Here is a 12,738-nt window from a genome sequence, read left to right as displayed (position 1 = left end):
CGGGTGAACTGCAAAATTGCGTTTGCCTAATGATTTGTGGTTCCGACGGTTGACGGTGAGAAGGTGCCGCCGCCTGCTTCAAGCGCAACCCACGCGCGCGGATTGGCGCCGTCTTGCCGCTCGATCCAAAGATAGGCGGTTTGGCGTCGTTCCCGTATTTCATCGGTGAGATTGTCGAGAACGAACTCGCCCCTGTCGCTGACGAGGGTGAGCACCGCGTGCCGGCCGCTTTGGGCGGAAATCACGATGGCAATGCGCAGAGCCCGCAAGGGGAAGCCGGCTTCCAGCAGGGCGCGACGCTTGGTGAGCGCATAATCTTCACAATCGCCAAAGCCGTCGGACGGAATCGTCCAGTATTCGGGGCGGCCATAGTGCGCTTCATCGTCCTCCGGCCGGATCGCCCAGTTCACATCCGTATTGATGTGGTCAAGCACCTGCCAGCGCTCATCGGTCAGGATGACTTCGGTTGCTCCATCCGTGGCGCACTGGTCTGGAAACCGGACGCAGAAGCTGACGAATCCCGCGGGCGGTGGCACGTAGCGGGTCTCATCGGGTGCCGAACTGCCTTCCGCCCGATGTGGGCAGAGAAGCACGAGCGTGAGCAGCAAAGGCAAAACCGATTTTGATGCCCGTCGAGAAGGCCGGTTCCGATCTGGCGCGGTTATGGATTTCCCCTGGAAGCACGCCCACCGGGGAAATGAAACTAAAAATGATAATTAGTAGCAATAAAGATAAGGCGAGCAGCCAGAAATCGGGCCAATCGCCAATTCGGCGCTGCGTCAAGAAGGCAATCGCCGGATACCGAACAAGACCGTACCGGCGAGCTAGTTGTACATGCGTCGCTGTAGCGGAGCGGGGTGCCGTCTGAGCTTGTTCTGTGGTGCACTCGGCGTCATGGCTAGAATTAGAAATGCGTCTTAGACGTGCATGATAATATTCAGGCGAAAGCCGAGGATTCCGCCGAATTGTGAACTCAATGCCTCAAACACGCGACACAAAAAAGCACATGCGTTGCAGTAGCATACGATACAGAGACTCGTCGCTTAGAGGCCGTTTTTGGCGCTTGAAACGGCGGGGATCTGCTGTCCGGTGCTCGCTTGAGGTGTTCCTTGGGTAGCATTGGCGGCGGTTCGGAGATCGGCGGTCATGACCGGCTGAAGCGATGTCCACCGCATTGGATCCGATGCGGCTTGCCGCTCGATCCAAGTGAAGCCAGTAGCATTCCAGGGCAGGATATCGTCCCGCAGGTTGTCGAGGACAAGGTCGCCCTTGTCCGTTTTGACGGTCAGAACCGCGTGCCGTCCCGATTGGGGAGAATACACCACGGCCAGGCGCAGGGCCGGCATGGGGAAGCCGGCGTCGATCAGATCCTTGCGCTTGGTGAGGGCGTAGTCGTCGCAATCGCCCAGGCCATCGGTCGGGATGGTCCAGTATTCGTTGCGCCCATAATGTTTTTCATCTTCTTCCGGCCAGATGTCGGAATTCACTTTGCGATTTATTCGCGAGAGGCTTTGCCAGCTCTGGTCCGTCAGTTGGACGACGGTGGCGTTGCCCGGCGTGGAGATGCACTGCGAGGCAAAGCGAAGGCAGAAGCCAGCAAATCCCGCAGGCGTCTGCGCGTATGCCGTACTCTCCGGCATATCGCAGGCGACCGGGATAAGCTCCGGTCTTTGGGAGGCGCATCCTCCTAGAAGGCCCGCCGCCATTATAGCGGCGCCCACAATTACTCTGTTCATGACCCGACCCACGCAACTCCTTGCGAGGAGCGTACGGCCGAGGCATTTTCGAGCGAGTTAGGTTATGCCTCTGAGATTTAAGAGAAATCTCGGTTTCTTTGTTTAAAATGCGAGAGATCGTTTCAACTATGATGGCCGCAAACGGACAGATTTCCCCGGATATCGAAGACAGGTTTGGTTTCTGTTTCGGAGTTGCGTTATGTCTCGGGTGGGGTTTGACCATTGGCTGCAGTGGAAATAATGTCGCGCTTGCTGAGGCGATTGATTGGGACGCGGCGTAATCCGCCGCGCGTTCCCGACGGATGTTGTGTCTACGCCATTGGCGATATTCACGGCCGCAGCGATTTACTCGAAAAGCTTCTCGATCGGATCTGGGGCGATGCGCCTCAGTCAGCAAATACACTTATTTTCTTGGGCGATTACGTCGATCGCGGCCCGTCTGCCAAGAGCGTAATGGAATGTCTGGTTCAGCTCGAGCGGCCGGGCTGGGACATCGTAAGGTTGCGGGGAAATCACGAAGAGATTTTGCTCGAATACCTCAAAAATCCCGATGTTTATCAGGCTTGGCGAAGTTTCGGCGGTGCCGAAACGCTGCTGAGTTATGGGGTTCGGCCACCGATGTTTTCGGACGCCGAGGAGCTTCGCCGCGTCCATGCCGAATTTATGGAGGCCCTGCCACGCGCGCATCTGGCTCTTCTGAATGGACTATCGTTCAGTCACAGCATTGGCGATTACTTCTTCGTCCACGCCGGCGTGCGGCCGGGCGTGGCACTCGATCGCCAGATGCCGGAAGACACTCTCTGGATCCGAGACGAATTTCTCAGCTGCGATGCCTCGTTTGGCAAAGTCGTCGTGCATGGGCATTCGCCCAGCGAAAAGCCAATATTGAGACCCAATCGCATTGGCATTGATACGGGGGCCTATGCGACAGGCACGCTCACCGCAGTCAAATTTGTCTCTGATCGTTGCACCTTCCTGTCTACTGATGACAAATAGGTGTCGCCAATAAGTGGCAAGGTATTTGCGATGTGCGAGTGGGTTGTTCAATTCAGGTACGGTAGAGCTATGCGCCGGTTCTTGGCTGTTCGGTTGGCACTGATTTTGTTGGCCTTGGTGTGGGGCGTTTCACAGTCCGCTATTGCGCAAGATCTGCCTGGACCGAGTAAGCCGGTATCTCAGCCAACGGCCACAAGTCCTGCACCTGCGAACTACATGCCTGCGGGGACGGCGGGCATTACGGACGAGCATTATCGCCTGGGTACCGGCGACAAGCTCAAGATCACCGTTTACGGCGAAGAGGATCTGAGCGGCGAGTTTCTGGTCGACGGTTCCGGCCAGGTGCAGCTGCCGCTGGTGGGACAGGTCAAGGCTGCCACTCTGACCATTCACGAGTTCGTCGCCGAGGTCACCAAGTCCTTGCAGGACGGCTACCTCAAGGACCCGAAGGTCAGCGTGGAAGTGCTGAATTATCGTCCATTCTACATCATCGGTGAAGTGAACAAGCCGGGCGAGTATCCCTTCGAGAGCGGATTGAACGTGCTCGGTGCCATTGCCCTGGCGGGCGGATATACCTACCGGGCCAACGATAATGATGTTTATGTGAGGCGAGCCGGACACGACAAAGAAGAAGAGTTGCCCGCCAGCGCCAACACAAAGGTCTATCCCGGCGACATCATCCGCATTGCCGAACGGCTGTTCTAGAGACCTCCCTAGGCGGGAAAGCCGGTGAAGCCGAGAATGTGGTCTACCGCGTCTCCGTCACCGCTCAGCGGCAGCACGAGGGATTCCGCAACCGAATAGGTGATTTCGTCCAGATCGTCTTCGGCCGTGTAGCGCCAGCCTTGCGGATTGCGCGTATCGACGACCTCGCGATACTGCCCGCGAAGCGGTTCGGTCATGATCGGCATCGTACGCGACAGATCGCTCAAGCGATGGCCATGCACCGGTGCCCGGAATGCGCGCGTGATTGCATCTCCGGCAAATCGGAGTTCGAAATCGTCTTTTTCAGGGATGACCTTCACCAGAGTTGTGTTGGCCAGGAGGTGGCCGAGTGCGCGCGGAGTGATCTCACTTCTGGCGAGAAACGCCCGGCCACCTTGAAGGCGCGTCCAGCAGTCCCAGCCGGCCCGAACGACGGGATGTTCGAGCTGGGACGGCGGCATGCGTTCCAGAAGACCGTGCGAGGTCGCGTTTGGCATTCTCCGGTTCCTCTGGAAGGGGTGTCAGTGACCGGTTGCGCCTAATGGAGCGACGAAACCAGTTGTCCGATATCGAGCATTGTCACCATCTTTCCGTCGATGACGGCGACACCATTGATGTACGCATTTTCATTGCGGTGCAGGACATCGGGCACCTCCTGAATCTGGTCCTCGCTGATTGTGAGAATATCGAGCACGGCATCCGCGACGAGGCCGATGGTGCGCGCCGGCGTATCCACGACGACAATGACGGTCGACGTTTTCACGTCCGTCAGGCCGCCGCCCATCCGCGCTCTGAGATCAATGACCGGCAGGACCTGTCCGCGCAGATTGACGACGCCGCGGACGTAGTCGACCGTATCGGGCATTGCAGTGGTGTTGCTCCAGCCGCGGATTTCCCGAACCATCATAATATCCGTGGCGAAGTCCTGATCGTAGGCACGGAGCATGATGTACTGTCCGACACCTTTGGTTGTTGTTTGCATTGGTGCGCTCATGGCTCGCTCCATTGTGTTGTGCGTCCGAGACGAAGAAGGGGCAGCGCACCCGGCTGAGTAGGGGGGGGAACCGGATGCGCTGCATTGGGCTATCAGAACTCAGCCCAATCTTCGTCGGCGGTCTGCACGGCAGCCATCGCGGTTGCGCGGGGCGCCGGACGAGGGGAGGAGGTCCTCTGTGGTAAAGGATTGCGAGCGTTCGCTTTCGTCACAAAGCGTTCGACGGGGTGTACGGATTTGTTGGAATGGTCGGCTTGCCGCACTTCAAAGAAGGAGACAATTTCATTCAGCTTATGGGTTTCTCCCGCAAGACTGCGCGAGGCTGCAGTACTTTCCTCGACCATGGCCGCGTTCTGCTGCGTAACTTGGTCCATCTGCCCCACCGCGCTATTGACCTGCTCCAGACCTGCGGATTGCTGTTCGCTCGCGTTTGTCATTTCGGTGACGAGTGCGTTGATGTGCAGCACTTGGTCGATGATGTGCCGCAATGCCCGGCCGGATTCGCCCACCAGCTTCACGCCGGTTCCGACGTGCTCGCCGGAGGTTCCTATCAGCATCTTGATTTGCTTTGCCGCTTCGCTTGATCGCTGCGCCAGTGCACGCACTTCGCTGGCAACGACGGCAAACCCTCGGCCTGCTTCACCGGCGCGCGCCGCTTCTACGCCGGCATTGAGCGCCAGGAGATTGGTCTGGAAGGCGATTTCGTCGATGACGCTGATGATGTCCGTGATCTGCTTGGAGGAGTCGGCTATCGCATCCATCGCCTTCACCGCCGTATCGACGACGCGGCCGCCTTCCTCCGCGGCCTTTTTCGCTTCGGCTACGGTAGCGCTGGCGTCGCGCGCGTTCTGCGCCGTTTTTTTCACGGTCGCAGTGATCTCCTCAAGGGCTGCGGCGGTCTCTTCCAGACTCGCTGCCTGCTTCTCGGTGCGATGCGCCAGATCGTCCGCGGCCTGCGAAACCTCGCCGGCGCCCGTTGCAATCTGCGACGTGCTCGACAACACGTTCTGCATCGTATGTTCGAGGTGCTCCATCGCGTTATTGAAGTCTTCCTTTAGCTTCGCGAAGGGGCCGGTGAGATCGGTCGAGATGCGGTGGGTCAAGTCGCCTTGGGCGAGCTGGTCAAGTCCTTTGCCGATGCTCGAGACGATAACCTTGGTCTGTTCGGCCTTGGACCGTTCGGCGGCTGCCAGCTGGTTTTTGAACGCGGTCATTGCGCCGGCAAGTTGACCGATTTCGTCGTGCTGGTCGGCATGCGGGACATGGGCATCGAGATTGCCGTTCGCCAATTCGCCCATAGCATCGGTCATATTGGATAGCGGCTTGGAAACCGACCGGATCAGAGCAAAACCGCAACCGAGACCAAGCGCCAGGGCGATTGCAAGAGCGCCGTAGATCAGAACCTGCGCTTGCTTGAAGGTCTTTTGCGCGTCGGCGGCTGCCGTAGCGCCATGCTCGGCGTTGAATTTTATGTCGGTTGCAATGGCATTGCGGACTACGTCGAAGAGATCCTTGGATGTCGTCTTGTAGTCTTCGAACGCTGCGGCCGATCCCTTGCTCTGCTGGTCTCCGAACAAGGATGTTTCCCGTGCGAGATAGCTTTGCCAGGCGGCATTGATCGCTTTTGCGATCTCGCGCTCCTCATCGGTGTCGATCGTGGCTTCGTATTTCTTGTAGGCTTCGTCGAACTCGGTTCTAAGGGCAGCCATATTGGAGCGTTCCTTCTCCCGCTCCGTGTCGGAAGTGAGCATCAAGTAGACCGCCTGGCGCTGACGATATCGCATGGTGATGTATTTTATTTCTCCGAGTTCGCGCGTGGCCGGAAGCCAGTTGTCGCGAATATCGGCCGCTTTTTGGTTGACCAGGCTCAGTCGCCCGACCGAGAAGAATCCAAGCCCGATCGTTGCGATGAGAACGAGCGCAAATGCGCCGATTACTTTCTTACTGACGGACAGGTCTTTGATTCCGACAAACACGCGATTGCTCCTCCGACCGCTCCGTCCGCCGTCCGATATACAGGACCATTCGGCGTCAGCGATCACCATCTGTTGCGTGCTGGCAGGGTGCGGTAGGCGCCTCAAGCTTGAGTAAAGGAACCCGCGGATATAGCCGTGCTGTCGTATGGCGCCTCTGTTCAGTCGTATATCGCGCTACATACTTTCGTATGTTCGGCGTCGGGCGAGATGGAGTTCTAGGCCCAGTTGTGTGCCAACCTGTCGGGGGCAGCGGTCGACCTTTGGCAGAAGGTCTCGACCGTTTGCAGCGAGGCGGTGCGTTGCTGGCTTTCCGCGGGAGCTTCGGCTTCCGAGGCGGTACACGCACCGGTGGCGCGGAGGGCGGATCATGGCACTATTAGGCGACGGACGGGATATGAGTCGCGCGCCAGGAGGCTGGTCCATGATCGCAAGCCGGCAAGGAAGCGCCACACGAGTGCGTGCGATGGACATCGCGGTCGGCGCATTTCTGGCCGCCGGCTTCATTGCCATGTTTGTGTGCGATACGTCCCTGCCGCGCGGGTACATGGACGGACTCGGCTACGGCGCCGTGATCGCTCTGTCTTCGCGATTTGGCACGCGTGCTGTCATTGCCAGCGCGGCGCTGGCCAGCATCCTAGTCTTGTCCGGCGCGATAGTTGGGATTGATGCAGGGATCACCGTCCTTGGAACGTGGATAAACCGGGCATTTGCGATCCTAGAGATCGCCGTCGTCACGGGTGTCTTGCTGCATCGCCTGGAACTGACGCAGTACATCGAAGCCCGCAATCGCGACGCGCGGAAGTTCCAAAACGCGCTGACCGACGCCGTGCGCGAAGGGCTGCAATCCGAAAAGCCGATCGTGGAGCGGATCCACCGGGTGACGGAATTGGGGGCCGAGGCACTCCAAGCTGATATGTGCGCCGTTATCAAGGCGTCAGCAGTTAACGGATTGGCTACCGTCAAGGTGATCGATGTCTGGGATATCCGCAAGGGTGTGCATTTCTCGGTGCCCGACATCCAGATGGATACATCGCCCGGTTACAAAGAACTGCTGGAACGGCAGCAGTATGTCTGCAGCGAGGATGTCGCCAAGTCGCCGCTCCATGTGGCGCGGCAGGAATTGCATCGTCGCCTCGGTATCTGTGCCGCGCTGACGGCCGCGCCGATGGGATATGACCGCGGACTTCCCATGCTCGTCTTTGCGTACGGCGGGGTTCACCACTGGACGGAGGACGAGATCGCTTTTGGGCGTAGTCTGGCCAATGTTGTGGCTATCCAGTCCACCGCGATACGGGCCGACCAGATGCTTAGGACCCTCGATCTGATTGGGATCGGCGTCTACGTTTCCAGTCCAATTGGCGAGATCCGCTATTCCAACCGTGCCGCCGTCGATCTGGCGCGCGAATTTGGCAGCAATGACGGCGCGGAATTCCCGGCGCCCGACGAGCCCCTTCTCGCCGACCAAGACGTCCACACCCTCGCGCGGGCTGGCCGTGAACTCGAAATCAGCCGGCTTCGTGTTCCGGGCGGAGAAATCCTGACCAGCATGAGCGACGTTACCGAGCGCAATTCCGCCTTGGCCGAACGCCGGCGCCTTGAAGCCCGGTTGCAGCAAGCCAGCAAGATGGAAGCCATCGGCCAACTCGCCGGGGGCGTGGCGCACGATTTCAATAACATCCTCGGCTCGATCCTGGGATTTGCAGGATTTTTAGCGGAAGACCTGCCTGCGGGGTCGCCAAGCCAAAACCATGCTTTGCGCATTCTGCGGGCAGCCCGGCGCGGTAGCCAGCTTGTCGAGCAGACGCTGGCCTTCGCCAATACGCAGGCTGTCGATTTTACAAATATAAATCTCAACGATTTGTTGGAGCAGGGGCAAGAGGCTCTTGGCGATCTGGCGAGCACAGACGTGCAATTCGTCATGCACAAGCCGCCGTGTCCTCTGATAGTGAAGGGCAATGCCGTGCAGATCGGGCAGCTCATCACCAATCTGGGCAAGAACGCCCGTGACGCCCTTGAGGGGATGGGCGGGCACGTGGTCATCTCTGCTGCACTCGCCGATAGCGCCGAAATTGAGCGCTTGCACAAAGGTCCGCCGGGGCCGGACGAGCGGTTGGTCGGCGATTTTGAGCATGATCGCCAATATTGCCTGTTGCGCGTCGCTGATGATGGTCCGGGCATCGAGGCCGGCCTTCTCGACCGCATCTTCGAGCCCTTCTTTACGACCAAAGGCCGTCATCGCGGCACGGGGCTCGGGCTGGCGGTGGTGCATGGCGTCGTGAAATCGCACCGGGCCGTGATGCATGTCCGGGCACCGGTTGGAAAGGGTGCTGTCTTCACGATCTATTTTCCGCTGGCGCTGGGCTTGCAGGCGGCCGCTCCGGCGTCTGTCACGGACGACCAGAACCTCAAGGGGAGCGAGCGCGTGCTGGTGGTCGATGATGAACCCGATGTCGCGGACGCCCTCACGATCGGGTTGGAGCGGCTCGGCTATCGGGCGGTGAGCGTCAATGATCCGGTCGAGGCCCTGGCGGCGATCACCGAGGATCCGGAGGCGTTCGATGTATTGATTACCGACGAGCTGATGCCGGGGATGCGCGGCATGGAACTCATCCCCGCGACAAAGCGCATCAAGCCGGATCTCAAGACGGTGCTCTGCACAGGCCATAGCGCTAATACCAACAAATACACGGCCCAATTGGCCGGTGCCGACCTGTTTTTTTACAAGCCCGTCAGTGCGGCAGAAATCAGTGCACGGTTGAGGCAGGTTTTGGCCCGGACCAAGTGATTGCGAGGGGGCTCGCCTGATCTGTTCAAATCAGGTACGGTACAGGCTAGGGTTAATGCAATCACATGAAAATTCTCGTCGCGGACGATCACCCCTTATATCGTGAGGCGGTGGCTATTCAGATCTCCCGCATTTTTGCGGACGCGCAGATCGTTGAAGTAGCCTCGGTCGATGAATTGTACGCCGCCTTGCGCGAGTCTGCGGCCCCCTTTGACCTCTTCCTGATCGACTACAAGATGCCCGGCATGTCGGTCGCTGCAGTTTCCGAACTTGTCAGCAAGGTGCCCGGCACGCCCATCGCGATCATTTCCGGGTCGGCCCAACCTGTCGAAATCAAGGCGGCGATCGAGGCCGGCGCGCGTGGTTATGTTCCCAAGACCGCGACCGGCGAACGGTTGGCGCATGCTCTGAAGCTGATCCTAGCCGGCGGCACCAGCGTCCCGGCCGAACTGCTGTTCGAAGGCAGCCCGGCCGATGAGAATTCAGGTTGGTTTGCGCTTTTGAGCCAACGCGAGCTGGAAGTGCTGCGCGGAGTGGGGCGGGGGCTTTCGAACAAGGAGATCGGACGGGAGCTCAACCTTGCCGAGGTCACGATCAAGCTTCACTTACGCAGCTTGTTCCGGAAAATGAGTGCACGCAGCCGTGCGGATGCCGCGGTAATGGCGTCGAAAGCGGGCCTTGTTTGATTTGGCGACGGGTTCGCGCTGGTTTCCCGTTTCGTGCGTGACGGATTGCATGGCAATCATGGCGGTGTAAAGAATCTCAACGAGGTGTTTGGCCTCGAATTTGGTTTTGATCCGTTCCCGGTAATGTTCCGCGGTTCGGCCGGAGATCTTCAGTTCGTCGCCCACGGCCTGATTGGTCCGGCCGCTGATCATCAGGTCAAGGACCTGCTTTTCGCGCTCAGTCAGCAACTCCAGTTTGGCTTTTGCCGCCGCAATATGCGCCGCTTTCCTGCGGTTGGCTTGCCCGATAGCGCTCATGCGGCGGACGCACTCTATCAGCGCCGTCTCGTTGAGAGGCTTGGGGAGACAGTCGGAGGCGCCGGCTTTCATGTATTGCACCGCGGCGCCGACACTGGTCGGTCCAATGACGATCACGGGCGTCGTGCGGCCGTTACGTTTCTCCAGCACGCGCAGAATGTCCGCCATGGCCGCTCCTAGCCCGGCGAGGTCGACGAGCAGGCAATCCGGCTGGGTTTCACTTCGAGCCCGGAATTCGGCAACCGTCTCGTACGATTGCACCGAGATCCTCTCTTTCTCGAGCAGGATCATGATGAGGTTCCGTGTCCGGTCATCACAGCCGATCACGCATACCGCTGGTGTCGCGGCAGACTCGGCGATGCCGCGTGTGCTCTCACCAAGTTTGATGATGTCGTGGAAAGTTCCGGAGTTATCGCCGAGGTGCCGATACATGCCGCCAGTCCTGAAAAACCCGGCACCTATTTACTCGCCTGGGCGAGGCTGGTGGTTGTTCCAAAAGGATGGTGCAACCGTCCTGCAGTATTAGCGGCGCGTGAGTACTTTCCCTTACTCGTGAGGATCGTTTGCGATCTGACAAAAATCGGCTATCCGCGCGAAAGGGACTTTGAAAGGTGCCCGATCTGGGCGCGGGTGATTGCCAAGATCATGCGCGGGTTGCGGCGCAGGACGGCAATGGCATTCATGACGAACCCGCTGCCGTACGGAACGTAGACCCGCACGCGGACGCCGTTGGCCTTTGCCCAATCGAGCAGGCGGCGCGGCGCCAAGCCGAGCAGAACCTCGATTTCGCAAGACGTACCGGCGGCCCGCAGCTTCTCAATTGCCTCACGACTGAGGGCCGGATTGTGTGTGGCGACGGCGACATGACGCGCGCGCCCGGCCAAGCGGTCGATCACATCCAGGAACGCGGGATTGAGATCGCAATTGGGATTGGCCGGATCGGGCCACTCGCCTTTGACCACGCGCACGTTGAGACCGCGCGCAATCGCCCATTCGGCATCGTCGCGCGTACGCGCCAGCCGTCCGGGTAGCGTGGTACCGAGGTATTCCGGCTCCAGCACCTCCAACATCGCGTCCAGCATGGCGTTATGCCGGTCGGCCACAGCGGCGCCATGAGAGTCGAAGTGCAGGCGTACTCGATGTGCCGCTGCCACCGATGCCAGTCTGCGAGCGGCGTCCTTGGAGAACCGCAACGCCGGCGGCTTGAGAGACAAATAGCTGGCGGGAGCTTTATCGGCCAACGCGGCGATTGCTACCTGCCCGAGATCTTCGATCTGGGCGAGGGTTTCGCAGCCGCCATCCCAATAGCTGAACGCGGTCGCTGCACCTTCGGCATTCAGTCGCGTGGCCGCGCACAATGCATCTTCAACGGTTTCCCCGCCAAGAAATGGGCGTGCGGCCGTGCGGATGATCGGCATCAGAGCGGATGATGCGATTTCGCCGATGCGCCGCTTCAGGGTCCGTGAGGCGACATTCGGTGGTTCCGTCGAGTAGGATGCGGTGGTGTCGGTCACGATTGCCTCATCGCGATGGCTAAGGACAGACGTCGTTTTGCGGCTTGCAGCGCCCATTTCCCGCGCAACGCCGCGGCGAACAAGTCTGGCCTACGTTGCAGCAGCGCATCCCGCGCGAACATCATGGTGGCGCGAACGGCCGAGGGGTTACCGATTTTGGCAAGCACCCGCCCATGCGATGCGTACAGAAGTTTGTAGTCTTGAGCGCCGATGGAAAAATCGAATTCGCGATGTCCAAGCTGGTAACTGGCATCGAGCATGCGGACCAGGAGTTGGTGCCCCGGAGAGTATTTCTTCAGAGCCGGGTCGTAGGTGAAGATCCAGCCGGACCAAGCACCCTGGTGGATGAAGCCGATCCATGCCGATACCAGGCGTCCGCCCGCCCGCAGGGTCGAGGTCGTCAGGAGCCCGCGCTGCTGCAGGTGATCGAAAAACGCCAAGGTCCGCGGGTCGGTGAAGAAGTCGGGTAGGCCGATTGAACGAAGCTGGCCGCCTTTCCACTGCCGAACCAGCGGCAGTACGTCTTCCGACCGGTCGTCCAGCGTAAAGGTGAGATTGCCAAAACGGGACACAAGCGCCCGTCCGCGGCGCTCGCGATCGCGCATCAGCCCATGATGGCGCTGCAGCAGCCGGTCGTAATAGTGATCGAAGCCGTTGAACCGGCTCCAATCGACGAACGGCGCCAACTCCTGATCGCTCCTGTCGTCGACGTCGATGACGCCGCGGCTGACGCGGTCGGCAAACAGGCCTGACCGCACCGGTCCGGCGATTTCACCGGCCGCCAATGGTTCGTGATAATCGAGGAATAACAGGCGGGTAATGATCTTCTTGCCGTCGACGACCAAGAGCCGGAGCACGTCGTCGCCGATGCGCACGTTCTCGATGGTCGCCGGTCGGTCCTTGAAATAGACCGCTGCTGTCGCATCGAGAAATCCGGATGACGCAAAGAAGTTCATGACCTCGGGAGCCGCCCTGTCCACGATTGATACGTATTCCCGGTAGTGCAATTGGCCGGCCAGAGCGGGGGAAGTCGTTAACGGTCCTTCACC

Annotated in this window: 12 protein-coding genes; 4 read left to right on the top strand and 8 right to left on the bottom strand. The window is 59.6% G+C overall.

Going from position 1 to position 12,738, the window contains the following annotated elements; all coding sequences use genetic code 11:
- Positions 1–26: 26 nt before the first annotated feature.
- Together FHS84_RS06380 and FHS84_RS06375 are read right to left on the bottom strand one after the other, a co-directional pair.
- Positions 27–608: a transglutaminase-like cysteine peptidase gene (locus FHS84_RS06380; RefSeq protein WP_166932059.1), complete on the bottom strand. Its 582-nt coding sequence runs from the start codon at positions 606–608 to the stop codon at positions 27–29.
- Positions 609–1,043: 435 nt separating this feature from the next.
- Positions 1,044–1,736 carry a transglutaminase-like cysteine peptidase gene (locus tag FHS84_RS06375; RefSeq protein ID WP_166932057.1) on the bottom strand — a complete coding sequence of 231 codons (693 nt, stop codon included), beginning with the start codon at positions 1,734–1,736 and terminating at the stop codon, positions 1,044–1,046.
- Between the two features lie 240 nt (positions 1,737–1,976).
- Here FHS84_RS06375 and FHS84_RS06370 point away from each other — a divergent pair, with 240 nt between their 5' ends.
- Positions 1,977–2,732: a metallophosphoesterase family protein gene (locus FHS84_RS06370; RefSeq protein ID WP_166932053.1), complete on the top strand. Its 756-nt coding sequence runs from the start codon at positions 1,977–1,979 to the stop codon at positions 2,730–2,732.
- 216 nt (positions 2,733–2,948) lie between these two features.
- The gene (locus FHS84_RS06365; protein ID WP_208393733.1) at positions 2,949–3,437 is read left to right on the top strand and encodes a polysaccharide biosynthesis/export family protein; all 489 of its coding nucleotides are present in this window, start codon (positions 2,949–2,951) and stop codon (positions 3,435–3,437) included.
- Positions 3,438–3,445: 8 nt separating this feature from the next.
- Here the strand turns inward: FHS84_RS06365 and FHS84_RS06360 are convergent, their stop codons facing one another.
- The 3 genes from FHS84_RS06360 to FHS84_RS06350 all read right to left on the bottom strand — a co-directional run bounded on the left by FHS84_RS06360 (position 3,446) and on the right by FHS84_RS06350 (position 6,407).
- The gene (locus FHS84_RS06360; RefSeq protein ID WP_166932048.1) at positions 3,446–3,934 is read right to left on the bottom strand and encodes a PAS domain-containing protein; all 489 of its coding nucleotides are present in this window, start codon (positions 3,932–3,934) and stop codon (positions 3,446–3,448) included.
- 41 nt (positions 3,935–3,975) lie between these two features.
- Entirely contained in the window at positions 3,976–4,431 is a 456-nt protein-coding gene (locus FHS84_RS06355) for a chemotaxis protein CheW (RefSeq protein WP_166932045.1), read from the bottom strand.
- 92 nt (positions 4,432–4,523) lie between these two features.
- Positions 4,524–6,407: a methyl-accepting chemotaxis protein gene (locus tag FHS84_RS06350; RefSeq protein ID WP_166932044.1), complete on the bottom strand. Its 1,884-nt coding sequence runs from the start codon at positions 6,405–6,407 to the stop codon at positions 4,524–4,526.
- A gap of 421 nt (positions 6,408–6,828) precedes the next feature.
- On the opposite strand from FHS84_RS06350, the gene FHS84_RS06345 reads away from it, so the two are divergent.
- The gene (locus FHS84_RS06345; RefSeq protein WP_166932043.1) at positions 6,829–9,192 is read left to right on the top strand and encodes a hybrid sensor histidine kinase/response regulator; all 2,364 of its coding nucleotides are present in this window, start codon (positions 6,829–6,831) and stop codon (positions 9,190–9,192) included.
- Positions 9,193–9,257: 65 nt separating this feature from the next.
- On the top strand, positions 9,258–9,878 hold the full coding sequence (locus tag FHS84_RS06340) for a LuxR C-terminal-related transcriptional regulator (RefSeq protein WP_166932042.1): 621 nt from the start codon (positions 9,258–9,260) through the stop codon (positions 9,876–9,878).
- Here FHS84_RS06340 and FHS84_RS06335 read toward each other — a convergent pair.
- The 3 genes from FHS84_RS06335 to FHS84_RS06325 all read right to left on the bottom strand — a co-directional run bounded on the left by FHS84_RS06335 (position 9,798) and on the right by FHS84_RS06325 (position 12,645).
- On the bottom strand, positions 9,798–10,607 hold the full coding sequence (locus tag FHS84_RS06335; protein ID WP_166932040.1) for a response regulator transcription factor: 810 nt from the start codon (positions 10,605–10,607) through the stop codon (positions 9,798–9,800). The two genes, FHS84_RS06340 and FHS84_RS06335, sit on opposite strands and share 81 nt — an antisense overlap.
- A gap of 152 nt (positions 10,608–10,759) precedes the next feature.
- The gene (locus FHS84_RS06330) at positions 10,760–11,689 is read right to left on the bottom strand and encodes a proline dehydrogenase (protein WP_166932038.1); all 930 of its coding nucleotides are present in this window, start codon (positions 11,687–11,689) and stop codon (positions 10,760–10,762) included.
- Positions 11,686–12,645 carry a GNAT family N-acetyltransferase gene (locus tag FHS84_RS06325; protein WP_166932036.1) on the bottom strand — a complete coding sequence of 320 codons (960 nt, stop codon included), beginning with the start codon at positions 12,643–12,645 and terminating at the stop codon, positions 11,686–11,688. The genes FHS84_RS06330 and FHS84_RS06325 overlap by 4 nt, the downstream gene beginning before the upstream one ends.
- Positions 12,646–12,738: the final 93 nt, after the last annotated feature.

Origin of the sequence: Rhizomicrobium electricum (assembly GCF_011762045.1) — a bacterium.
Lineage (GTDB): Bacteria > Pseudomonadota > Alphaproteobacteria > Micropepsales > Micropepsaceae > Rhizomicrobium > Rhizomicrobium electricum.
This window is presented reverse-complemented; position numbering and strand designations above follow the sequence as displayed.

Excerpts from the sequence above, each read along its gene's own strand:
- FHS84_RS06370 (WP_166932053.1), top strand. The coding sequence starts at position 1,977 with ATGTCGCGCTTGCTGAGGCGATTGATTGGGACGCGGCGTAATCCGCCG.
- FHS84_RS06375 (WP_166932057.1), bottom strand. The coding sequence starts at position 1,736 with ATGAACAGAGTAATTGTGGGCGCCGCTATAATGGCGGCGGGCCTTCTA.
- FHS84_RS06325 (WP_166932036.1), bottom strand. The coding sequence starts at position 12,645 with ATGAACTTCTTTGCGTCATCCGGATTTCTCGATGCGACAGCAGCGGTC.
- FHS84_RS06365 (WP_208393733.1), top strand. The coding sequence starts at position 2,949 with ATGCCTGCGGGGACGGCGGGCATTACGGACGAGCATTATCGCCTGGGT.
- FHS84_RS06345 (WP_166932043.1), top strand. The coding sequence starts at position 6,829 with ATGATCGCAAGCCGGCAAGGAAGCGCCACACGAGTGCGTGCGATGGAC.
- FHS84_RS06340 (WP_166932042.1), top strand. The coding sequence starts at position 9,258 with ATGAAAATTCTCGTCGCGGACGATCACCCCTTATATCGTGAGGCGGTG.
- FHS84_RS06335 (WP_166932040.1), bottom strand. The coding sequence starts at position 10,607 with ATGTATCGGCACCTCGGCGATAACTCCGGAACTTTCCACGACATCATC.
- FHS84_RS06355 (WP_166932045.1), bottom strand. The coding sequence starts at position 4,431 with ATGAGCGCACCAATGCAAACAACAACCAAAGGTGTCGGACAGTACATC.
- FHS84_RS06360 (WP_166932048.1), bottom strand. The coding sequence starts at position 3,934 with ATGCCAAACGCGACCTCGCACGGTCTTCTGGAACGCATGCCGCCGTCC.